Annotated in this window: 23 protein-coding genes; 12 read left to right on the top strand and 11 right to left on the bottom strand. The window is 29.6% G+C overall.

The genetic code is table 11. The annotated features are described in order from the left end of the window. Positions 1-115: 115 nt before the first annotated feature. The 5 genes from plsY to AJ882_RS07310 all read left to right on the top strand — a co-directional run bounded on the left by plsY (position 116) and on the right by AJ882_RS07310 (position 3594). Positions 116-724, top strand: coding sequence for a glycerol-3-phosphate 1-O-acyltransferase PlsY (plsY, locus tag AJ882_RS07290; protein ID WP_002867769.1), 609 nt, complete (start codon positions 116-118; stop codon positions 722-724). Continuing rightward, complete coding sequence (locus tag AJ882_RS07295; protein ID WP_002867768.1) at positions 709-1026, top strand: dihydroneopterin aldolase; 318 nt, start codon at positions 709-711, stop codon at positions 1024-1026. Before plsY ends, AJ882_RS07295 begins: the two co-directional genes overlap by 16 nt. A 78-nt stretch (positions 1027-1104) precedes the next feature. Next, positions 1105-1776, top strand: a complete 672-nt coding sequence (hsrA, locus tag AJ882_RS07300; protein ID WP_002851101.1) for a homeostatic response regulator transcription factor HsrA — start codon at positions 1105-1107, stop codon at positions 1774-1776. A 112-nt stretch (positions 1777-1888) separates the two neighbouring features. Further along, positions 1889-2134: a YfhL family 4Fe-4S dicluster ferredoxin gene (locus tag AJ882_RS07305; RefSeq protein WP_002854647.1), complete on the top strand. Its 246-nt coding sequence runs from the start codon at positions 1889-1891 to the stop codon at positions 2132-2134. Next, a complete protein-coding gene (locus AJ882_RS07310) occupies positions 2134-3594 on the top strand; it encodes a Ppx/GppA phosphatase family protein (RefSeq protein WP_002867767.1) in 1461 nt (486 codons plus the stop codon). Before AJ882_RS07305 ends, AJ882_RS07310 begins: the two co-directional genes overlap by 1 nt. Here AJ882_RS07310 and AJ882_RS07315 read toward each other — a convergent pair. The 9 genes from AJ882_RS07315 to AJ882_RS07355 all read right to left on the bottom strand — a co-directional run bounded on the left by AJ882_RS07315 (position 3591) and on the right by AJ882_RS07355 (position 10833). Next, positions 3591-4388, bottom strand: a complete 798-nt coding sequence (locus AJ882_RS07315) for a hypothetical protein (RefSeq protein ID WP_002867766.1) — start codon at positions 4386-4388, stop codon at positions 3591-3593. The genes AJ882_RS07310 and AJ882_RS07315 overlap by 4 nt on opposite strands. Next, complete coding sequence (gene fliN / locus AJ882_RS07320; RefSeq protein ID WP_002824739.1) at positions 4389-4697, bottom strand: flagellar motor switch protein FliN; 309 nt, start codon at positions 4695-4697, stop codon at positions 4389-4391. Further along, a complete protein-coding gene (locus AJ882_RS07325) occupies positions 4697-5119 on the bottom strand; it encodes a chemotaxis protein CheX (RefSeq protein WP_002854524.1) in 423 nt (140 codons plus the stop codon). Before AJ882_RS07325 ends, fliN begins: the two co-directional genes overlap by 1 nt. Before the next feature lie 70 nt (positions 5120-5189). Then, a complete protein-coding gene (gene trpA / locus AJ882_RS07330) occupies positions 5190-5939 on the bottom strand; it encodes a tryptophan synthase subunit alpha (protein WP_002854645.1) in 750 nt (249 codons plus the stop codon). Next, positions 5932-7110 carry a tryptophan synthase subunit beta gene (trpB, locus tag AJ882_RS07335; RefSeq protein ID WP_002854204.1) on the bottom strand — a complete coding sequence of 393 codons (1179 nt, stop codon included), beginning with the start codon at positions 7108-7110 and terminating at the stop codon, positions 5932-5934. The genes trpA and trpB overlap by 8 nt, the downstream gene beginning before the upstream one ends. Next, a complete protein-coding gene (locus AJ882_RS07340) occupies positions 7107-7706 on the bottom strand; it encodes a phosphoribosylanthranilate isomerase (protein ID WP_002858740.1) in 600 nt (199 codons plus the stop codon). The genes trpB and AJ882_RS07340 overlap by 4 nt, the downstream gene beginning before the upstream one ends. Next, positions 7693-9294: an anthranilate phosphoribosyltransferase gene (gene trpD, locus AJ882_RS07345; protein ID WP_002867764.1), complete on the bottom strand. Its 1602-nt coding sequence runs from the start codon at positions 9292-9294 to the stop codon at positions 7693-7695. The genes AJ882_RS07340 and trpD overlap by 14 nt, the downstream gene beginning before the upstream one ends. Beyond that, positions 9291-10541 carry an anthranilate synthase component I family protein gene (locus AJ882_RS07350; RefSeq protein ID WP_002867763.1) on the bottom strand — a complete coding sequence of 417 codons (1251 nt, stop codon included), beginning with the start codon at positions 10539-10541 and terminating at the stop codon, positions 9291-9293. Before AJ882_RS07350 ends, trpD begins: the two co-directional genes overlap by 4 nt. A 202-nt stretch (positions 10542-10743) precedes the next feature. Beyond that, positions 10744-10833, bottom strand: coding sequence for a hypothetical protein (locus tag AJ882_RS07355; protein WP_042635777.1), 90 nt, complete (start codon positions 10831-10833; stop codon positions 10744-10746). A gap of 123 nt (positions 10834-10956) precedes the next feature. Between AJ882_RS07355 and AJ882_RS07360 the strand changes: the two genes are divergently transcribed. The 6 genes from AJ882_RS07360 to AJ882_RS07385 all read left to right on the top strand — a co-directional run bounded on the left by AJ882_RS07360 (position 10957) and on the right by AJ882_RS07385 (position 16937). Then, positions 10957-11742 (top strand): sulfite exporter TauE/SafE family protein, encoded by a 786-nt coding sequence (locus AJ882_RS07360; protein WP_011049666.1) that lies wholly within the window; start codon positions 10957-10959, stop codon positions 11740-11742. Between the two features lie 72 nt (positions 11743-11814). Then, a complete protein-coding gene (gene uvrA / locus AJ882_RS07365; RefSeq protein ID WP_002867761.1) occupies positions 11815-14637 on the top strand; it encodes an excinuclease ABC subunit UvrA in 2823 nt (940 codons plus the stop codon). A gap of 1 nt (position 14638) precedes the next feature. Next, entirely contained in the window at positions 14639-15190 is a 552-nt protein-coding gene (locus AJ882_RS07370) for a hypothetical protein (RefSeq protein WP_002867760.1), read from the top strand. 19 nt (positions 15191-15209) lie between these two features. Beyond that, positions 15210-15917, top strand: coding sequence for a hypothetical protein (locus AJ882_RS07375; protein WP_002867759.1), 708 nt, complete (start codon positions 15210-15212; stop codon positions 15915-15917). After that, positions 15898-16494: a hypothetical protein gene (locus AJ882_RS07380; protein WP_002860300.1), complete on the top strand. Its 597-nt coding sequence runs from the start codon at positions 15898-15900 to the stop codon at positions 16492-16494. Before AJ882_RS07375 ends, AJ882_RS07380 begins: the two co-directional genes overlap by 20 nt. Then, on the top strand, positions 16494-16937 hold the full coding sequence (locus tag AJ882_RS07385; RefSeq protein WP_002867758.1) for a YqaA family protein: 444 nt from the start codon (positions 16494-16496) through the stop codon (positions 16935-16937). Before AJ882_RS07380 ends, AJ882_RS07385 begins: the two co-directional genes overlap by 1 nt. On the opposite strand, the gene AJ882_RS07390 is transcribed toward AJ882_RS07385, so the two are convergent. Together AJ882_RS07390 and AJ882_RS07395 are read right to left on the bottom strand one after the other, a co-directional pair. Further along, a complete protein-coding gene (locus AJ882_RS07390) occupies positions 16893-17900 on the bottom strand; it encodes a nucleoside hydrolase (RefSeq protein ID WP_002867757.1) in 1008 nt (335 codons plus the stop codon). The two genes, AJ882_RS07385 and AJ882_RS07390, sit on opposite strands and share 45 nt — an antisense overlap. Beyond that, positions 17897-19258: an MFS transporter gene (locus AJ882_RS07395; RefSeq protein WP_011049664.1), complete on the bottom strand. Its 1362-nt coding sequence runs from the start codon at positions 19256-19258 to the stop codon at positions 17897-17899. The genes AJ882_RS07390 and AJ882_RS07395 overlap by 4 nt, the downstream gene beginning before the upstream one ends. 163 nt (positions 19259-19421) lie before the next feature. On the opposite strand from AJ882_RS07395, the gene polA reads away from it, so the two are divergent. Continuing rightward, complete coding sequence (gene polA, locus AJ882_RS07400; RefSeq protein ID WP_011049663.1) at positions 19422-22061, top strand: DNA polymerase I; 2640 nt, start codon at positions 19422-19424, stop codon at positions 22059-22061.

Here is a 22061-nt window from a genome sequence, read left to right on the forward strand (position 1 = left end):
ACAATTAATTAATACTATTTTTATCTTAAAAATTATTTTTTTGTTTATTTATTTTTATAAGATATAATTTTTGGTTATAAATCTTAAAATTTTAAGATGATTTGAAAAGGATATTATGGAAAATTTAATAATTTACGCTTTTATATATCTTTTAAGTTCAATCCCTTTTGGACTGATTCTAGCTAAATTTTTTGCTAAAACTGATATCAAAAAAGAAGGTTCAAAAAGTATAGGAGCAACCAATGTTTTAAGAGTAGTAAAAGAAAAAAATCCCAAACTAGCAAAAAAACTTGCCATTGCTACAATAATTTTAGATTTTGCAAAAGCAGCTATTCCTTTATTAACCTTGAAATTTCTTCATTATGATCAAGCTTTGCTTTGGAGCGTGGCAGTTTTGGCTATTTTGGGACACTGTTTTTCAATTTACTTGTTATTTGAAGGAGGGAAAGGCATAGCAACAGGAGCAGGTGCTATGATAGTTTTGCTTCCATTGGAAGTGCTTACAGCATTTATTGTATGGGTAGTTATAGGAAAAATTTTTAAAATATCTTCGTTAGCTTCTTTAGCAGCATTACTTGCTTTTGTTGTAAGTTCTTTTATATTTAATTATGACTTAGAAATTCATACACATGCACCCGTTTTCATTATCGCTTTTATTATAGTATATAAACATCTACCTAATATTAAAAGATTGATTTTTAAAGAAGAATGCAAAGTCATATAAAAATAAAATTTCACTTTAAGTGTATCATTGGTATATTAGATTTCGAAAGAAGGAAAAAACAAAAAATTATTATCAAGCTTAAAGCTAAAGCAAATGAATTTTTAAATTATGCAGAAGTAATTACCAAAATTAAAACATGGTATCAAAAAGAAGAATTTTACACCCTTGAAGAGTCTTTAGACTTTGTAAGCTTAAATTTAAAAAAAGATTTTCCCAATTTAACCAATCTTAACATAAAAATTTTCAAACCCCATATAATAAAAAATGCTACAGTTGGGGTTAAATTGAAAAAAAAATATTAATTTTTTTTTAAAGATATCTAAACATTTACTTAAGCTATGATATAATTCTTTAAATTTTTCTTAATAAGGATAGAACAAATGAGAATTTTAGTTATAGAAGATGAGATTAGCCTAAATAAAACAATTATAGACAATCTTAATGAATTTGGTTATCAAACTGATTCTTCTGAAAATTTTAAAGATGGAGAATACTTTATCGGCATTAGACATTATGATTTAGTTTTAGCAAACTGGACTTTACCTGATGGAGATGGAGCGGAACTTGTTAACACTATTAAGCATAAATCTCCAAGAACTTCAGTTATGATTATGTCTTCAAAAACAGACAAAGAAACAGAAATCAAAGCTTTGAAAGCTGGAGCTGATGATTTTGTTACAAAACCTTTAGATTTTGATATTCTACTCGCAAGAATTGAAGCAAGACTAAGACTTGGCGGAACCAATGTTATTAAAATTGAAGACTTAGTTATTGATCCAGATGAGGAAAAAATTACTTATAAAGATCAAGATATAGAACTTAAAGGAAAACCTTTTGAAGTTTTAACGCACTTAGCAAGACATTCGGATCAAATTGTATCCAAAGAACAACTTTTAGATGCCATCTGGGAAGAACCTGAGCTAGTAACTCCAAATGTTATCGAAGTAGCTATCAATCAAATTCGTCAAAAAATGGATAAACCATTAAATATATCTACCATAGAAACAGTTCGTCGTAGAGGATACCGTTTCTGCTTCCCTAAAAAATCTTAACAATTTTGCACCTTCGGTGCAAAAAATTTATCTTTATTTCTATTTTTATATTTTATTTAAGTTTGGTTATTGTATAAACTAAAATTATTTTTTAAATTTTTGAAAGGTTATGATGTCTCTTTTAATTACAAAAGACTGCGTATGTTGTGATGCTTGCAGAGAAGAATGTCCTGATGAAGCTATTTATGAAAATAGTCCAATTTATGTAATAGACCCTGATCTTTGTTCAGAGTGCGTTAATGATTTTTCAGAGCCTGCCTGTATTGTTGCTTGCCCATATGAATGTATCATTCCTGATCCTGATAATGTAGAAACTATAGAAGAATTAAAACTCAAACATAGAGATAGAGAATTTTAATGGCAAAAAAAACAGCCGTTGTTGATCTTGGCTCAAACTCCATTAGAATGGTGATTTTTGAAAAAACTTCTAGATATGGTTTTTATACAACTTGCGAATACAAACGCAAAGTAAGACTTGGAGAAAATGCTTATAATAATGGCAAAATTCTCCAAGAAGAAGCCATGCAAAGAGCCGAAGATGCCTTAGCTTTTTTCAAACAATGCGCTTTAAAGCATAAGTGCAAAAAAATATTTATAGTAGGCACATCAGCCTTAAGAGATGCCCCAAATTCAAAAAATTTCATTAAAAGAATCAAAGATAATCTGTCTTTAAATATACGCTGTATAGATGGAAAAAGCGAAAGTTACTTAGGTGGTCTTGCAGCTCTAAATTTATTAAGTCCTTTTAAGGATGGAACCACTTTAGACATAGGTGGTGGTTCTAGTGAATTGTGTTTAATAAAAAATAATAGAATTATTTCTTGCATATCTCTTGATATTGGCACTGTTAGGCTAAAAGAATTGTTCTATGATACTGGAAAAATGGATTCTTTAGAAGAATTTATAAAACCAATTTTAGAACAAATTCCTAAAGAATTTTGCAATCAAAACCTTATTGCAATAGGTGGAAGCTTAAGAGCAATATCTAATTCCATCATGCAAAAAAATTCCTATCCACTGAAAAATTTACATGATTTTCGCTATATGCTAGATGAAGAAAAAGGGCATATTTTAAAAATTTTTAATTCAAACTTAGACTCTTTAATCAATTTTGGCATAAAAAAGGATCGTTTTGATACCATTAAAGAGGGTATATTTATTTTTTTAAAGATTGCGGAAAAAATAAAAGCCAAACAAGTTATCACGAGTGGGGTTGGAATCAGAGAAGGAGTTTATTTGCAAGATTTACTTCGTCCTAAAATCACATTTCCACCAAATTTCAATCCTAGTTTAAAATGTTTGCAAGATAAATTTTTACAATCAAAACAAAAAAATAAAACTCCACATTTTGCTCTGCAAATTTTTACAACCCTTAAAAATCTTCATAAACTTAACGATAACTATAAGCATACTTTACTAAATGCTGCCAAATTATGCCATATTGGAGAATATTTAAATTTCTATTTTGCTAATGAACACTCTGCTCATTTTGTACTAGGTGGATTAAATTATGGATTTTCGCATAAAGAAAAAGCTTTAATTGCTAGTATTATTAAGCTTAATGGAAAAAAAGTTAATCCTTATAATGTTGAACCCTATAAACAACTTTTACCCAATATTCATACCATTTCATGGCTTAATTTTATTTTGTGCTTAGCTAAAACTTTAAGCACAAATGAAGATAAGATTGATTTTGCTTTTGCAAACAATACTCTTTATATATATCAAGAAAACAAAATTCTTAATTTACCCAAAGATGAGCTCAAAAAAATTGCAAAACCAGCTACCATAGCATTAGCAATCAATCAAAAAATTTAAGATTTTTTACCTTTTTGACGCTGCTCTATAAGATTTTGAATTCTTTTTTTATTCTCTTCAAAAAAAGAATCAAAATTTTTCTCTGTTTTTTCTGTATGTTTTATTGTTTGTTCCTCTGGAATTTCAACACTTTCTAAAAGCACATTGGAATTACCTATTATCATTGTATAACGTTTATTAGCGTGATCAAAAATAACAAGTTGATTATTTTTATCTAAAAATCTTTGGAAAATCATAGTAAAATCTCTAGAAACATTGTTATTTTTATAAACCATAGTCTTTTTAAACCACCAAAGCACTATTAACAAAATAACTAAAATTAGCATTACTAAGATATAATTTGTATAATCATACCCTTCTAAACTTGTACTTTTTGGTTTAGGCATTAATTCTTGAGAATTATTCACAGTAGTTGTAGGTACAGATTCGATATTTGCTTTTCCTTGCTCTATAGCTCGTATCCTTACTCCAAATTTATCATTGATAGAGCTAAGTTCTAAATTAATATTTTGTTTGTTTTGTAGTATAATATAGGTATTATTATTTTTAGAACTAATACTAATTTTATCTACAAGTTGAGAGTTAAGTTCTTTTAATTCATCTTTAGAATACGTTAAATCACTAAAAGTTAAAAGAGTTAAATTTTTTTCTTTTTTTTGAGAAATCTTGCCATTATAGGCATTATCAAAAGAAAGCATTAAATCTACTCGATCATTTCTATCGTAGATATTAAAACTAATCAGCTCAACACTATATAAAGGTAAAATTAAAAAAAATAATACTAGCAATCTCATTTAAATTTCTTTTTTAAAGTATTGAAGCACAGTCTTAGAATCCAAAATTTCATTAATTCTTATAGCGAGATTTTTTTCATAAACCATAACCTCGCCTTTGCCAAAAATTCTTTTATTGATATAAAGCTCAACGCTTTCTCCAGCAGGCTTTTCAAGATCAATAACCGAACCTACTTCAAGTTTTAAAAGCTCCGCTACACTCATATTTGTAGTTCCAAGCTCGCTTACAAAATCTACTGTAATATCTAAGATATCTTCATAAGATTGTAAAAGCCCATGATGAATGTTAAACTCTATATCATCGCTCATTATTTGCAATATCCTATTCTAAAATAACAATTTTCAAATTTATAAGTTAAAGCTTCATCTAGAACTATTTCAGAAAAATCAACTTTTCCTAAATATTCCGGAATTCCGAGTTTATACTCGTCATCACCCTTGGCATCATTTAACAAATTTTTAGCATAACCTATAATCTGATTGGCACATTCTTTAGTTAAATCGCACCAGTCATCTTCTTTAAATTTTTCATCATTAATTAAAATTTCTGCAATTTTTTTTAAAAATTCTTTTGGAAAAAATAAATAAAAATTACATTCTCCTTCGCTTTTGCCCATGATAGGAATACTCGCTCCATAAAGTTCACCGCTTATATCTTGAGCTGCTTCAATGCGAAGTCTTAAGATATGCTCGCAAAAATGAGTGATGGAATACTCAAGAATCTTTAACATAACTACCACCTTTATAAAAAACTTAATTTAAAATTATAGTAAATATAAAATAAAAATATGTTTTAAAATTTTATTTTTTGAAAATTTCTTCAATATCTTTCATTATTATATCCAAATTTCCTTGTTTAAAACACTTTACTATGCTAGTTCCCACAATCACTCCGTCAGCAACTTTTCTCATTCTTTTTACATCTTGATTATTTTGAATGCCAAAGCCTACAAAAATAGGCAAATTTGTAAAAGATCTGATTTCTTTTACTTTATCTTGTAAGATTGCTTCTTCGACACTTTTCGTACCTGTAATACCTATGCTTGCTAATAAATAAATAAAACCTTTAGCATGTTTTACTAACTTTTTAACCCTTTCTTTAGGGGTTGTAACACTTACAAGTGTAATTAAAGCTATATTATATCTTTCACACTCTTTAATTAAATCATCACTTTCTTCAAAACTCAATTCAGGCACAATCAAAGCACAAATCCCTAAAGATTTTGCTTTTTTCACAAATTTTTCCAAGCCATAAGAAAAAATTAAATTATAATAAACCATAAAAACCAAAGCTTTTTTAGTTTTTATCCTAGCTAAAAGCTCAAAAACACTATGAATATCCACGCCTTGATCAAGAGCTATTTTTGCCGCATCTGCAATAATCTCACCATCGGCAATAGGATCACTATAAGCAACACCAAGTTCTAAAATATCAATAGGGCTTTGATCCAATCTTTGCAAAAAAGCTTCACTTGTTTGAAGATTTGGATAACCTAAAACCGTATAAGCCACATTTGCATTTTCTTTATAAAATTTTCTAAAATCAACCATAAATCACCCCTTTTTTATAATCTCTAATCATTTGCATATCTTTATCTCCCCTGCCTGAAAGATTTACTACTATCACGCTTTTCTTTTTTAAAGTTGGACAAAGTTTTTCTAAAAATGCCAAAGCATGCGAACTTTCAATCGCTGCAATAATACCTTCTTCTTTACAAAGTAATTTTAAAGCCTGCATACATTCTTCATCACTTATAGCATGATATTGCGCTCTTTTGCTTTCAAATAAAAAAGCATGCAAAGGACCAATTCCTGGATAATCAAGCCCTGCAGAAACACTATGTACAGGCAAGATATTGCCTAAATCATCTTGTAAAACCTTGGTTTTCATACCGTGAATAATGCCTGTTTTTCCCTTATTTAAAGTCGCTGCATGATAAGGCGTATCAATGCCAAGCCCCCCTGCTTCAATACCTATAAGTTTAACATTTTCATCTTTGATAAAATCATAAAAAATCCCAGCTGCATTGCTTCCACCCCCAACAGCTGCGATAATATAATCTACTTTTTTATTGAGTTTTTGAAGTTGCATTTTGCATTCTTTTCCTATAATACTTTGAAAATGCATTACCATTTTAGGATAAGGATAAGGACCTACCGCACTTCCAACCACATAAAAAATATTTTTAATATCTCCAACCCAAGCTTGAATAGCCGCAGTAGTAGCTTCTTTTAGAGTTTTAAGCCCACTTTGTACTGCATGAATTTTAGCACCCAAAAGCTCCATTTTATAAACATTTAAAGCCTGTCTTTGCACATCGGTTGCCCCCATATAAATTTCACATTCAAGTCCTAAAAGTGCTGCTGCAGTGGCTGTTGCAAGCCCGTGTTGACCTGCTCCTGTTTCTGCTATGATTTTTTTCTTTCCCATTTTTTTTGCTAAAAGGGCTTGAGCGATGGCATTATTGATTTTATGTGCTCCGGTATGATTTAAATCCTCGCGTTTTAAATAAATTTCATGCTGATATTTTTTGCTTAAATTTCTAGCAAAATAAAGTGGAGTAGGACGCCCTACATAAGTTTTTAAAAGTTCGTTTAATTCTTTTTTAAAGAGTTTATCTTTAGAAAATTTCAAAAAAGCACCTTCTAGCTCATTTAAAGCAAACATTGCACTTTCAGGCAAAAACTGCCCACCAAAATCCCCATAATACGCTTTTTTCATTTTTTCAACTCCTTTAAAATTTGTTTTATTTTGTTGATATCTTTTAAGCCTTTTTCATCTTCAAGTTTTGAATTAAGATCTAAAATTTTAGCTCCCGTTTTTACAGCCTTATGAACATTATCCAAACCTATGCCTCCGGCTAATATAAAATCTTTAGTATAAGAACCTAATAAAGTCCAATCAAAACTTATTCCATTACCGCCCTTTAAAATTCCCTTAGCATCAAAAAGTACTAAATTAGCAAAAATTTCACTTTTTAAATCTAAACTATTTTCCACACTAATCACCTGCCAAACAAAAACATTTTGCACCTTTAAAATTTCAAATTCTTCTTTGGTAATAGTGCGATAAATTTGTATCCCATCAAGCTTAGCTTCTTTAATACATCTTAAAATTTGTTCCAAATTTTCATCTACAAAAACACCGACAACTTTTTTATCTTTTTCATGAAAAATTGCACTTAAATTTCTTGCTTGTTCTAAACTCACTCTTCTTGGACTTTTAGCAAAAATAAGTCCAAAAAAATCAATATTTAAAAAAGCTAAATCTTTGGCATTTTTTTCATCTTTAATACCACAAATTTTAAGCTTTAGCATAAGCTTGATACTCCTTAAAATATTCTATAACCTTACCTGAATAAATGGCTTCTAAAATCATATCTTTAGCCACTAAAGGCGAACTTGCTTTATTGGCTGTATAAAGTGCAAACATAGCATTTAAAACTACCAAATCAAATTTTGCCCCTTGCATTCTACCGCTTAAAATATCTTTTAAATCTTTAGCGTTGTCATATGCACTAGATCCTATGATTTCACTATGAAAAGCTCTTTTAAAACCAAATTGTTCAGGACAGATAGAATACTCTAAAATTTCTCCTTCACAAAGCTCATAAATTTTACTTTCATCGCAAATACTAAGCTCATCCATACCATCATTTCCTCTTACCACTAAAGCTTTTTTGCGTCCTAAATTTTTTAAAACCTCTATCAAAAGCCTATGCACAGGTGCGTGATAATTTCCCATAAGTTGATATTTTAACTTTAAATTAGGGTGCAATAAAGGACCTAAAACATTAAAAACCGTTCTTACTCCAAGTCTTGATCTGACCTCTTTAAGTTCTCCTACCAAAGGATGAAAAAATGGAGCATGTAAAAAACTAAGCCCTTGATTATTTAGTTGTTTTAAAACTGATTCTAAAGTGTTTGGAGTAGTTATATTTAAAGCTTCTAACACATCTGTACTTCCGCTAGAACTTGAAATGGCACGATTTCCGTGTTTGGCTACTTTTACTCCTAAAGCTGCTAAAATAAAAGCACTAGTCGTAGAAACATTGATACTTTTAAAACCATCTCCACCTGTTCCACAAATATCAATCATCTCACTCTCATCACTAAAAGTTTGAGAATATCTTAAAATTTGTCTTACAAAAGCACTTAAAGATTTTTCGTTTAAAGACTTTTCAGTGATTAAAATCAACAAAGCCGCTACTTGTAAAATTTCATAATCTTTAGACATAATAATCTTACAAATTTGCTCAAAATCATCGCTTTGTAAAAAATGATTTTCACTCATTTTTTGCAAATAAAAACTTAAAGGATTTTCTTGTTTTTGTGGTTTTTTTATATCTTGTTTTAAAAAATTAGAAAAAAGTTGTAAGCCATATTCACTAAAATAGCTTTCAGGATGAAATTGCACACCATAATAAGGTAAATTTTTATGTCCCAAAGCCATAATCACACCCTTTTCATCAAGGGCTAAAATTTCAAGCTCATCACTAAGCTGTTTAACCTCTAAAGAATGATAACGCATTACACTAAAATTTGAAGGCAAATTAGAAAATAATTCATTTTCCCTGCACTGTTTTATCAAAGAATTTTTTGCATGCATAGGCTCTTGCATCTTAACCACTAAAGAATCAAAAGCTAAAGCTAAAGCTTGATGTCCTAAGCAAATGCCCAAAACAGGGATATTAAGCCTTGCTTTAAAAATTTCAAGACAAATCCCACTTTGACTTGGATGCTTTGGACCAGGACTTAAAATAATATGAGTAGGATTTAAATTTTTAATTTCACTCAAAGAAATTGCATCATTTCTTCTTACTAAAATTTCATCATTGCTGAGTTGCTCTAACATGCTTTTAACATTAAAAACAAAAGAATCATAATTATCAATTAAAAGTATCATTGATTTTCCTTTTTTAAATTTTCAAAAGCTACCAAAAGCGCCTTGCGTTTAGCACAAATTTCTGCATATTCTTTTTGACTCTCACTTTGCAAAACAATACCCGCCCCACTTGCCAAATAAGCCTTATCTTGAGTAAAAAAAGCGCAACGGATTAAAATCGCTAAAGTTATGTCTTCGTTAAAATTTAAAAATCCTACCGCACCACCATAAATTCCACGATCGCAATCTTCAAGCTCGCTAGTGATCTCTAAAGCTCTTATTTTAGGAGCTCCGCTTAAAGTTCCCGCTGGAAAAACTGCTTCAATCACATCAAAAATACTCGCATCTTCTTTCATATTGGCATACACTTCACTCACTATGTGCATTACAAATTTATTTTTAATAATAGAAAAAAGATTTTCCACTCTTGTTTGAGTGCCAAATTTAGAAGCATCATTTCTTGCTAAATCTACAAGCATCTTATGTTCACTAAGTTCTTTTTCATCACTTAAAAGATCTTTTTCTAAAGCCAAAAGATCACAGTTATTTTCCAAATTTCTAGTTCCAGCAATAGGGGCTAAATAAATCTCTCTTTTTTTAATTTTTAATAAAAACTCTGGAGAAGAACCCAAAACAACACCATATTTACTTGGAAAATAAAACATATAAGCGCTTGGATTTAAAGTACTTAAACTCTCATAATAGTCAAAAGCATTTACTTGATGCTTGATGCAAAGTTGCTTACTTAAGACCACTTGAAAAATATCTCCACTTAAAAGATATTCTTTGGCTTTTTCGCACATTTTTAAAAAATCATTTTCTTCATCTTCTAAAGAGTTTAAAATTTCAAAAGCATTTTTTTGCTTTGTTTTTATTGGCTCAATATCATCTTTTAAATATTCAAAATATTTTGAAGCGCCAAATTTAAAAAACATCTTACTATTTTTCTCATAAATCAAATAAGCTTTAGCATTGGCAAATAAAAATAAAGGAAAATCATAATTTTTCTTAGAAGAAAGTGGAATTTTTTCAAACAAAGATACAAAATTTGCACTAAAAACTCCAAAAAATCCAGCAAAGTCGCAAATTTTATTCTTGCTTAAAGCTTCATAATATTTTGCCTTAAACTCACTAAAGGATAATTCATTAGCATCTAAATAATCACAATCAATCCCTATAATTACCTTAGTCAAATCCTCTGCAAAATAAGAATTTTCAAATTTTTCAAGGATTTGTCTGTAATAAAAATTTACATTTTTAACAAACATAATAAACCTTTTTTTAAAAAAAATAAATTAAAATAATATTAAAGAAAAAATTTAGATAAAAAGAATTTTAGAAACGCCAAGAGCGAAGAGTGTGTGTAAGTTTTAAAATCAAAGAATTACTAAAAAAATCATTTTCACTCATCTTTTACCTTTCTTATAAAATATTTCAAAAATTAAGACTTTTATGAAAATTTTTAAAGTCTTAATTAATTTTAATCAATAAATATAAATTTTGCTTTAAATTTAAAATAAATATTATAAAATCTTTATATTTTATAATATTTTGAAACATTTTTACGATGCTTAAAGTTACCAAAAAAAATATTCTATTGTTATAAAAAACTAAGATAATACTTAGCTTAATAAGATAAAATTATTCCGTATTTGAAATATTTAGTATTTTTTAGGAAAAGCTATGGAAATCACAGATTTACCTTATCTAATCATAGGAATCATTTCAGGTATTGCTTCTGGACTTTTTGGCATTGGTGGAGGTATGATTATCGTTCCTTCTATGTTCGCACTTGGAGCAAGTGCTCACCATGCTATCGGAATTTCAGTATTACAAATGATTTTTGCAGCAGTTTTTGGCTCTTATATTAATTATAAGAAAAAAAATCTAAATCTTAAAGATGGTATTATGATAGGTTTTGGAGGGCTCATAGGGGCAAGCTTTAGCGGAATGCTTTTAAAAGCTTTAAGTGATGTAGCTCTTACTAGCGTATTTTTGGCGGTAAGTTGTATATTTTTTATCAAATATGCTTTTGGAATTAAAGAAAACATTGTGCAAAATCAAAGAAGCGTTTGTGTAAAGAATATCATTTTATTTATTGCTGGAGCTTTTACTGGTATTTTTGCTATTTCTTTGGGAATTGGTGGCGGACTTTTAATTGCTCCGATTTTAGCTTATTTTTTAGGCTATGATAGTAAAAAAGTTGTTTCCTTATCCTTGTTTTTTGTTATTTTTGCTTCAGTCTCTGGTATTATATCTTTTTCAAATTCTGGAGTTATAGACTCTGAAGTTATTCATAAAGGAATACTAGTAGGTATAGCTTCTATGGTTGGAGTTTTTATAGGAATTAAAATCATAGAAAAAATGCATATTTCAGCTCATAGAAAAATTTTACTTTGCGTATATGCCTTATCAATACTTGGAACCACCCACTCTTTGCTTAATAAGCTAAATTTTATAAATTTTTAACTTGGATTTATCCAAGTTCTTTTAATATTATTATGCTAAAATCTTAAATTTATTTAATGTTTAGGAAAGACTATGAACGATACCATAAAAATCATTGGCGCAAGAGAAAATAACCTAAAAAATATCCACCTTGAAATTCCCAAAAACAAACTCATTGTTTTTACAGGACTGAGCGGAAGTGGAAAATCAACCCTTGCTTTTGGAACTCTTTATGCTGAAGGACAACGCCGTTATATAGAAAGTTTAAGTGCTTACGCCAGACAATTTTTAGATAAGGTAGGCAAACCTGATGTCGATAAAATCGAAGGTTTAACTCCAGCCATTGCCATAGATCAAAAAACTACTTCTAAAAATCCACGCTCTACTGTAGGAACCATCACTGAAATTTATGATTATCTAAGACTTTTATACGCAAGAGTTGGCATTCAACATTGTCATCAATGCGGACAAAAAATTTCATCTATGAGTGCAAGTGATATAGTCAGTGAAATTTTAAAATTTCCAAAAGGTGCAAAAATCATCATCTACGCCCCACTCATACGAGAAAAAAAAGGAACTTATGCAGATTTGCTTGAAAATTTACGCAACAAAGGTTATGTAAGAGCTCAAATTGATGGAGTTTTGGTAAGACTTGATGAAGAAATTGAACTAGCCAAAACCAAAAAACACACCATTAAACTTGTCATAGATAGGCTTGAAATTCAAGAAGATTTACTTTCTCGTCTTGCAAGCGATATAGAAAAAGGCTTACAAGAAAGCTTTGGAGAAATAGAAATAGAAGTTTTAAATCATGAGGAAATAAACCTTAATAAACACTATCATTTTAGCGAGCATTCAGCTTGTTTTGATTGTAAAATTTCCTTTGTTCCACTCGAGCCTTTAAGCTTTTCTTTTAATTCTCCAAAAGGAGCATGTGAAGCTTGCGATGGACTTGGAATTCGTTATACTTTAGATATGAAAAAAATCATCGATGAAAATTTAAGTCTCGAAAACGGTGCTGTTAAAATCATGTATGGTTTTAATAAAAGTTATTATTATAAATTCCTAATCGCCTTTTGCGAACAAAATGAAATTCCTATCAAAATACCTTTTATGCAATTAAACGAAGTACAAAAACGTCTTGTATTGTATGGTAATGCCAAAACTATAGAATTTCTTTGGAAAAGAAATCGCCTAAAACGCACTTTTGAAGGCGTGGTTAAAATGGCTTATGAAATGCTAAAAGATGAAAAAGATTTAGCTGAATATATGAGTGAAAAAATTTGTAAAGACTGCGGTGGGCATCGTTTAAAACCCGAAAGTTTAGCCGTGAAAGTAGCCAAAAAAAGCTTGGGTGAAATTTTAGATATGAGCATAGAAGATAGTACGGCCTTTTTTGCAGATGAGAAAAATTTTTCTTATTTAAGCGAGCAACAAAAACTTATTTCTAAACCTATCCTAAAAGAAATCAACGAAAGATTGTTTTTCTTGTATGATGTGGGGCTAGGTTATCTTTCTTTAGGGCGCGATGCAAGAACGATTAGTGGGGGTGAAGCACAAAGAATCCGCATAGCTTCACAAATTGGCAGTGGTTTAAGCGGAGTGATGTATGTCTTAGATGAGCCTAGCATAGGACTTCATGAAAGAGATACTGCAAAACTGATTAAAACTTTAAGAAATTTACAACAAAAGGGCAATACCCTAATTGTCGTAGAGCATGATAAAATGACCATAGAAGAAGCAGATTTTATTGTAGATATTGGTCCAAAAGCAGGAAAATTTGGGGGTGAGGTTGTATTTAGTGGAACTTATAAAGAACTTTTAAAAAGCAAAAGCGAAACTGCACTTTATATGAATGGTAAAAAACAAATTTCGCAACTTCAAAACAGAACACAGAAAGAATGGCTTGAGCTTAAAAATGTAAATATTAACAATATCCAAGATTTAAGCGTAAAATTTCCTTTGCAAAATTTAGTCGCTATAACAGGAGTTTCAGGTTCTGGAAAAAGCTCTTTGATACTTCAAACCCTACTTCCTTTTGCACAAGAGGAATTAAACCGTGTGAAAAAAGTTAAAAAACTTGGCGGAGTACAAATAGAAGGACTTGAAAAACTTGATAAAGTCATTTATCTTGATCAAAGCCCAATTGGGCGCACACCACGTTCAAATCCTGCCACCTATACAGGTGCTATGGATGAAATCAGAAATCTTTTTGCCGCCACTAAAGAAGCCAAAATGCGTGGTTATAAAGCTGGACGCTTTTCTTTTAATGTCAAGGGTGGAAGATGTGAGAAATGTAGCGGAGATGGAGAAATCAAAATAGAAATGCATTTTTTACCTGATGTTATGGTAGTTTGTGATACTTGCGAGGGCAAACGCTACAATGATGCCACGCTAGAAATCAAATATAAAGGCAAAAATATCAGTGAAATTTTAAATATGAGTGTTTTAGAAGCGAGTGAATTTTTTACAGCCGTTCCTAAAATCAAACAAAAATTAGATACTCTAGTAAAAGTGGGTTTAGATTATCTAACTCTAGGACAAAATGCCACCACCTTAAGTGGAGGTGAAGCACAAAGAATCAAACTTGCTAAAGAACTAAGCCGTAGCGATACAGGAAAAACGCTTTATATACTTGATGAACCTACAACAGGACTGCATTTTGAAGATGTCAATAAACTCATCTTAGTTTTACAACATTTAGTTGATCTTAAAAATTCTGTTTTTGTGATAGAACATAATTTAGATGTGATTAAAAATGCTGATTATATCATCGATATGGGGCCTGAAGGCGGAGTTAAAGGTGGAAAAGTTATAAGCACAGGAAGCGTGGAAAAAGTCGCTAAAGAGCATAAGAAAACAAAATCCTATACAGGATATTATTTAGATCTAGAGCTTAAAAACGCAAGGAGTTGAAATGACACACGAACAAAAAATTGCATTTTTTAAGATTAAAAGATTAAGTGTTTATATATTTTTCTGTGCTTTATATAATTTTTATTACTTTTTTTCTTATGAAGGGGTGACGAGTTCATATGAAGCTGGGAACGAAATTCTTTATATTGGCGGTATATTTTTATGCTTCTTTTCTTGTATTTACATAGTTCTTGCTTTTATTTTTATGGTGGTCAGAATTCATTTTTTATTTTCTTCTAATAAGATTTTAATTTATTTTTTGCTTGCCATTATAAACCTTGGTGCATCTTTTTTTCTTTTGGAAAATAAAATTTTATTTTTAGGGCTTTTAGCTTTATTTTTCGTTTTTTATTTTTTATTTTCACTTACCCTTGCTTTGCTTTTTAAAGAAGTGAAAATGTCTTTTTTATTTGCATTTTTGTGCATGCTTTTGGCATTTTTATCTTTTATATTTATCTATAAATTAAGCCTTTTATTTCTTTTCCTTACTTTGCATTTTTTGAGTTTTGCTTATGCCTTTGAAAGGTATAAAATTTTAAAAAAGCTAGATTGAAATATTTTAAAGAAGAAAAGTGTCAAATTTAAACTTTCATCAAATGTTTGAAATTCGAAGACAAAATGATTTTAAAAGCGTTAAAAAGTTTGCTTGGATAGTTTTTATAAGTTTTTTACTTTCAATTTGTTTTTATTTTTTACCTATCGTTCTTGATTTTATCTATGATTTAAAATTGTATAATTTTGATTCTATCGCTAACATTTTAACTATAATTTTTTGTGTGATTTTTTTAATTTCTTATTCAATTATGATTTTAAAACTTTATTTTACAAGTAAAAGTAAAGTTTTGTTGATAAGTTTTTTTATAGCTGCAAGCACTCAATTTATCGCTTTGTTTAACTTAATTCTTATTATGAGTGCTTATCCTCTCAGTCAGACGCGTATTGCTCTATATAGCTTTTCTTTTTTATGTCTTATAGTAGCCATTTTTTGTACTTTTATATTTTTTAAAACACTAAGAGCTTTATGTAAAAATCAAATTTATTTTCTCTTATGTTTTATTTTTAAAAGTATGATTTTGATAATTGTTTTTATATTTATGCTTTTTTTAATTCATAGCAAGCCTTCACTTGCTTTAGCCATAACTTTGTTTATGTTTTTTTTCTTTACAGGCTTATTGTTTGTCATTTATTACGCCCTATTTGCTTTCGCACTTAGTAAAAACCAAAATATCAAATTTATCCCAAATTTAAAGCTTTTATCCAATGAAAAAGAAAATATTTAACTATAGTATTTTATTTGTTATCTTTTTAAGCCTAAGTCAAATCACCTTAGTTTTTGTTTTTAATCACTATTTAACCATTGATTATAGCCTTTATGAATTACCACCGCAAAACCTTCAAATGCTAAATTTAGCTGATCAAAAGCTTTATCATCTAAGAGAAAATTTGCGTTTTTTAAATTCTATTTTAACTTTTTTACTGCTAATTTTATTTTGTTTTATACATTTATTTTATTTTTTTATTTTTAGAAAAGAAAAATTGATATTTCCTTTGGCTTTTTGTTTTATTTATATAATGTTTGTTTGTTGTATTGATATGTATTTTCATCTAGAAAACGCTAACTTATGGCAATTTTTCATTTATTTAGCTTTTATTCTTTCTTTTATTTATATATTTCTTTTAGATAAATTTTTTCAAAGCCATCTTTTCAAAATTTATTTTATTTTTATCATTGTAGGTGCTATTTTTTTAAGATTAGATCTTGGAATTTTAAATTTGTATTTTGAAATTATCAAATCTTTTTTATTTCCTATCCATCTTTTTATTTTGTTTATTTTAATGCGTAAAAAAGAGTTTTAATGTTTGATTTTTTATATAATGATATTAGCTATTTGGGGCTTTTCATGGTGTGTTTTCTTTCAAGCACACTATTACCCTTAGCAAGTGAAGCCTTTGTTTTAGGCTTTATAAAACTTGATTTTAATCCGAATTTGGTACTTATCATAGCCACTTTGGGTAATACCTTAGGAAGTTTAAGTACTTATGCTTTAGCGTATTTTGGAAAAGAAAAAATTTTAGAAAAATACTTTAGCAAATCCTTAAAAAAATTAGAAAATTTCAATGCTAATTTTGCTAAATTTGGAAGTATATTTGCTTTTTTTACTTTTTTACCTTTAGTAGGAGATCTTTTTGCCTTGGGACTTGGTTTTGCGAAATATTCTTTTTTAAAAACTATATTTTTTATCTTACTTGGAAAATTAAGTCGTTATGCTTTCATAATTTTCATAGCAAACTCCTTTTAAAAACTTCTCTTTTATAAGTTTTAAAAGCTTTGCATTGTCTACATTTTTTAGAATTTTAACACAATTTTTAGTGCTTAAATCCACCCCCATACTCATTTTTGGTTCTTTAAAACAACGCCAACTCATACCTCTTGCCAAAGAACTATCGCAAATAACATCAGCATAACACTCATCAAAATCTGCAATACTAGAATCTAATGCGTAAGCTATCGTTAAAGCATCATGTATCCAAGTTCCCTTTGTACCACGTGTTTTAGAGGCATAATCAATCCAAACACCTAAAGTTTCAACGATAAAATCACATAAAATATTCTTACCTTGCAACTCTTTTAAATCCTCGTGTGTTAATAAAGTCTGCATGGTTGCATTATAAGGTACGAGTGTAATTTTAGCTCTTGAATTTAGCACTATACTAGCCGCCTCAGGATCAAAACCAAAATTTGTATCTTTAGTGTAATAAGGCATATCAAAACTGCCGCCCATAATAAAAAGCTCTTTAAGATTTATATCAAAATCTTTAAAAATTTTCATAGTCATAGCGATATTTGTCAAAGGTCCTATCGCACAAATAGAAATTTCTTTAGGATTTTTACTCACCAACTCACCCATTTTAAAAATCGCATCAGGATTTATATTTTCTAAAATTTCAGGACTTTTTATATTTTCCCAAAGATATTCAAGTTTAAAATTTTTAACACTTTCATCAAGTCTTTGACGCCAAGCTTTACTTGGTTCTTTTAGGGCTTCATTCGCTCCCAAATAAACGGGGATATTTAAATTTAAACGTTTAAATAAATCCTTAGCCACACTATAGGCAACAAGGCTTGGAACATTACCGCAAACTGTGCTTAGCATTTCAAGTTTGATTTCTTTAGATGACAAAATCAAAGCAAGTGCTAAACCATCATCAGTATTTGCTCCTGCAATAGCATTGCCTATGTCCGTGTCTAAGATAAGTCTCATATCGCATCTTCTATTTTATTTAAATCTCTACCTCTAGTTTCTGGCGCAAAAAATGTAGTCACAAAACCTATACCTGCAGTTAATACAAAATATGTCGCGATAGGCCACCAAGTGCCATAATATGCAAGCAAAGCAGAAGCCACCATAGGCGCTGTTCCTCCTGAAAGAATAGAACCTAGCTCCTTAGCAAAAGCCATTTTTGTATAACGGTTTTTTACCCCAAAAAGCTCCACACCCCAAGCCGCTTGCACACCAAAAATCCCTAAAGATGCTAAAGACATACCTACAATAATAGTTAAAATCACAATAATTTCATTTTTACTATCTAAAAGCATAAAAGCAGGAAAAGCATAAATCATTAAAAGCAAACAAAACATTCTATAAGTAATACATCTTCCAAATTTATCACTTAAATAACCTGCCAAAGGAATAACTAAAAACCCTACCAATGAAGCTATCATCACTGCTGTAGTAGCTACTGATTTGTCTAAAAGTAAAATTTTAGTCACATAACCTACAATAAAACCTTGCGCAAGATAAGAAGGTCCATTTTCGCCTATTCTTAAGCCCACCATAGTCCAAAAAGCACGACTTCTTTGCCAAAAACTTCTTTCATCTTTTTTCATATGCTTTTCGTTATTAAGACGCAATTTCATCATTTCATTTTTTTGCTTTTCAAAAACAGGGGTTTCTTTGACATGAAAACGAATATATACAGCAAAAAGAGCGATTAAAATACTTCCCATAAAAGGAACTCTCCAGCCCCATTCTTTAAAACTTGCTTCATCCATTTGTACCATCAAAAGCCATACAAAAGACGCAAGCAAAGTTCCACTATTTGATCCTAAAGCAATCACAGAAGAAACAAGCCCTCTTCTCTTGCTAGGAGCATATTCTCCTAGCATAACTGTTCCACCTGAAAGTTCAGCTCCTGCGCCAAAACCCTGCATAAAACGTAATGCAACCAAACAAATAGGCGCCCAAACACCAATCACTGCATAACTTGGGATAAAACCTATCAGAGTAGTTGAAATTCCCATTAAAGCTATTGTAGCCATCATAACATTTTTTCTTCCGTGTTTATCACCTAAATAACCAAAAAACAAAGCCCCAATAGGTCTTGCAATAAAACCTATGCCATAAGTTACAAAACTAAGCAAAAGTGCAATTACTGGAGTTTGCTCAGGAAAAAACACTTCTGAAAAAATTGTTGCAGCTGCTAAACCATAAAGTGCAAAATCTGCATATTCCATAGCAGTTCCCAACCAGCAAGAAAAAACTGCCTTTTTAAAAACTTTTCTACCTTCAGGTGTGTTAAAATTCTTATCTGCAATTCCATCAATTTGCTGATTTGTCATTACATTTTCCTTACATTATTCATATAAAATTTTACTCTACTCTATAATTATGACTAAAAATTGGAGTATTTTCGCTTAAATATCTTTAAATTTCGAGACATTTTAAGCAAAATTTTGAAATAATATAACCAAAAAATATATTTTATCAAAAAAAGAAATTATTATGAAAACTTTAACTATTATTGATACTTTTGGATTTTTTTTCAGACTTTACTACGCATTAAAAGATTTTAAAAATTCACAAGGACAAGCTAGTGGAATGATTAGCGGTTTTGCAAATTTTATTTATAGCTTAAAAAATGAACATAAAAGTGATTATATTGTTTTTGCATTAGATTCCAAAGGAAAAACTTTTCGTAGTGAAATTGATCCAAACTATAAACAAAATCGCACTCCACCACCGCCTGAACTTCTAGAACAAATTCCAATTTGCATAGAAATGATAGAAAAAATGGGTTTTATAAGCGTTTCTCAAGAAGGTTATGAAGCTGATGATATCATCGCTTCTTTTGTAAAAACTTGTGAAGATAGGGATATTTTTGTACGCATTATCACTCAAGATAAAGATCTTTATCAACTCATAAAAGATGGTAAAACAAGCATTTACAGTCCTATTTCTAAAAACGACTATGATGAAGCAGCGTGTTTAGAAAAATACGGAGTAAAACCTAATCAAATCAGAGATTTTTTAGCTCTTTGTGGGGATAGTTCTGATAATATTCCAGGCGTTAAAGGTATAGGTGCAAAAGGAGCTAAAACCTTGCTTGATGAGTTTGGTAGCATAGAGGGAATTTATGAAAATTTAACCCTAGTACGTAACGAAAGAAGTCGTAACTTGCTTTTAGAGAGTAAGGAAAATGCATTTTTAAGCAAAAAATTAGCTTCTTTGTATGACAATTTAGAAGTACAAAATCTCATAGAAAAAGCCACTTATCCTGATGAAGAACCTCTTTTAAAAATACTTGAAATTTTAGAACATTACGAACTTAATACTTTGCTTAAAAAACTGCGTCAAAATCCTGATAATAAAGATAAAAATTTAGGTTTTAAAGCCACTTTAGTACAAGATGAAAACAAACTTTTTGAAATTTTAAATACCCTTGATAAAGAAAGTATTATTGCTTTTGATACCGAAACCACAGGACTTGATACTAAAGAAGCAAAAATTGTTGGTTTTAGTTTTTGCATGAATGAAAATGAAGCCTTTTACGTGCCTTTAACTCATAATTATCTTGGAGTAGGTGAGCAAATCTCATTGCAAAGTGCCAAAAAAGCTATAGAAGTAATCTTTAATCATTTTGTTATAGGGCACAATCTCAAATATGATTTTAAAATCATTCAAAACAATTTTGACTTAAATTTACCTCAAAAATACGCAGATACAATGATTTTAGCATGGCTTAAAAATCCTTCTTTAAGAGTAAATATGGATGATTTAGCCTTAAGACTTTTTAATTACGAAACCTTGCATTTTGAAAGCCTTGTTAAAAAAGGAGAAAATTTTGCAAGTGTAGAACTTGAAAAAGCTTGTAAATACGCTGCAGAAGATGCTTATATCACTTTAAGATTTTATCTTTATTTTTTAAAAAATCTTGAAACTCCTTTATTAGAACTTGCTAAAAACTGTGAATTTGATTTCATTAAAATCATTATGATGATGGAAGAAAATGGCATAAAGCTTGATACAAATGCACTTGAAATCCTTATGAAAAAATTTGAAAATGAAATCAAAAATTTAAGTGAAGAAATTTATACTCTTTGTGAGGATAGATTCAACCTAAATTCACCTAAACAAGTAGGTGATATACTTTTTGAAAAACTCAAACTCCCAAGTAGAAAAAAAGGTAAAACAGGATATTCTACCGATGAAAAAGTTTTAAATGCACTTTTAGATAAACATCCTGCGATTACCAAAATTTTAGATTATAGGGAACTTGCCAAGCTTTATTCCACTTATTGCGAACCTTTGTTAAAACTAGCATTAAAAGATAAAAATTCACGCATTTATTCAAGTTTTTTACAAACTGGAACCGCTACAGGACGCCTTTCATCTAAGGATCCAAATTTGCAAAATATTCCTGCACACGGACAATACGCAAAAGATTATAAATCTTGCTTTGTAGCTAAAGATGGATTTAGTTTTATCTCTCTTGATTATTCTCAAATCGAACTGAGAATGCTTGCACATTTTAGCGAAGATGAAAAACTTTTAAATGCTTTTGCCAACGATGAAGATATACATGCAAGAACAGCTATAATGATTTTTGGAGAAAGCAATTATGAAACCAGAAGTGTTGCAAAAAGTATAAATTTTGGACTTATTTATGGCATGGGCTATAAAACTTTAAGTCAAAATTTAAAAATAGAAGCTCATTTAGCCAAATCTTACATAGAAAAATATTTTGAAAATTTTACTAGTATTAAAAAATATTTTGAAACAGTTAAAAACGAAGCTAAACAAAATGGCTTTATCACTACTTTAAGCGGTCGCAAGCGTTATTTTGATTTTGAAAACGCAAAACCTATGCAAATTGCCATGTATGAAAGAGAAAGCATTAATTCAATCTTACAAGGCTCAGCGGCTGATGTAATCAAACTTGCAATGCTAGAAATCAATAAAGAATTAAATGAAGACAAAAAGCTTATTTTGCAAATTCACGATGAATTAATTTTTGAAGTAAAAGACGATTTGTGTGAAAATTTTGTAAAAAAAACTAGAGATATTATGGAAAATATAGTAAAATTAAAAGTAAAATTAAAAACAAGTTCAAGTATCGCCAAAAATTGGGGCGATTTAAAATAA

The organism is Campylobacter sp. BCW_6461 (assembly GCF_001762735.1).
In the GTDB taxonomy this organism is placed as follows: Bacteria; Campylobacterota; Campylobacteria; order Campylobacterales; family Campylobacteraceae; genus Campylobacter_D; species Campylobacter_D jejuni.

What these genes read in the sequence shown, in the direction of transcription:
- plsY (WP_002867769.1), top strand. Translation starts at nt 116, where the DNA reads ATGGAAAATTTAATAATTTACGCTTTTATATATCTTTTAAGTTCAATC.
- AJ882_RS07295 (WP_002867768.1), top strand. Translation starts at nt 709, where the DNA reads ATGCAAAGTCATATAAAAATAAAATTTCACTTTAAGTGTATCATTGGT.
- hsrA (WP_002851101.1), top strand. Translation starts at nt 1,105, where the DNA reads ATGAGAATTTTAGTTATAGAAGATGAGATTAGCCTAAATAAAACAATT.
- AJ882_RS07305 (WP_002854647.1), top strand. Translation starts at nt 1,889, where the DNA reads ATGTCTCTTTTAATTACAAAAGACTGCGTATGTTGTGATGCTTGCAGA.
- AJ882_RS07310 (WP_002867767.1), top strand. Translation starts at nt 2,134, where the DNA reads ATGGCAAAAAAAACAGCCGTTGTTGATCTTGGCTCAAACTCCATTAGA.
- AJ882_RS07315 (WP_002867766.1), bottom strand. Translation starts at nt 4,388, where the DNA reads ATGAGATTGCTAGTATTATTTTTTTTAATTTTACCTTTATATAGTGTT.
- fliN (WP_002824739.1), bottom strand. Translation starts at nt 4,697, where the DNA reads ATGAGCGATGATATAGAGTTTAACATTCATCATGGGCTTTTACAATCT.
- AJ882_RS07325 (WP_002854524.1), bottom strand. Translation starts at nt 5,119, where the DNA reads ATGTTAAAGATTCTTGAGTATTCCATCACTCATTTTTGCGAGCATATC.
- trpA (WP_002854645.1), bottom strand. Translation starts at nt 5,939, where the DNA reads ATGGTTGATTTTAGAAAATTTTATAAAGAAAATGCAAATGTGGCTTAT.
- trpB (WP_002854204.1), bottom strand. Translation starts at nt 7,110, where the DNA reads ATGAAAAAAGCGTATTATGGGGATTTTGGTGGGCAGTTTTTGCCTGAA.
- AJ882_RS07340 (WP_002858740.1), bottom strand. Translation starts at nt 7,706, where the DNA reads ATGCTAAAGCTTAAAATTTGTGGTATTAAAGATGAAAAAAATGCCAAA.
- trpD (WP_002867764.1), bottom strand. Translation starts at nt 9,294, where the DNA reads ATGATACTTTTAATTGATAATTATGATTCTTTTGTTTTTAATGTTAAA.
- AJ882_RS07350 (WP_002867763.1), bottom strand. Translation starts at nt 10,541, where the DNA reads ATGTTTGTTAAAAATGTAAATTTTTATTACAGACAAATCCTTGAAAAA.
- AJ882_RS07355 (WP_042635777.1), bottom strand. Translation starts at nt 10,833, where the DNA reads ATGTTTCAAAATATTATAAAATATAAAGATTTTATAATATTTATTTTA.
- AJ882_RS07360 (WP_011049666.1), top strand. Translation starts at nt 10,957, where the DNA reads ATGGAAATCACAGATTTACCTTATCTAATCATAGGAATCATTTCAGGT.
- uvrA (WP_002867761.1), top strand. Translation starts at nt 11,815, where the DNA reads ATGAACGATACCATAAAAATCATTGGCGCAAGAGAAAATAACCTAAAA.
- AJ882_RS07370 (WP_002867760.1), top strand. Translation starts at nt 14,639, where the DNA reads ATGACACACGAACAAAAAATTGCATTTTTTAAGATTAAAAGATTAAGT.
- AJ882_RS07380 (WP_002860300.1), top strand. Translation starts at nt 15,898, where the DNA reads ATGAAAAAGAAAATATTTAACTATAGTATTTTATTTGTTATCTTTTTA.
- AJ882_RS07385 (WP_002867758.1), top strand. Translation starts at nt 16,494, where the DNA reads ATGTTTGATTTTTTATATAATGATATTAGCTATTTGGGGCTTTTCATG.
- AJ882_RS07390 (WP_002867757.1), bottom strand. Translation starts at nt 17,900, where the DNA reads ATGAGACTTATCTTAGACACGGACATAGGCAATGCTATTGCAGGAGCA.
- AJ882_RS07395 (WP_011049664.1), bottom strand. Translation starts at nt 19,258, where the DNA reads ATGACAAATCAGCAAATTGATGGAATTGCAGATAAGAATTTTAACACA.
- polA (WP_011049663.1), top strand. Translation starts at nt 19,422, where the DNA reads ATGAAAACTTTAACTATTATTGATACTTTTGGATTTTTTTTCAGACTT.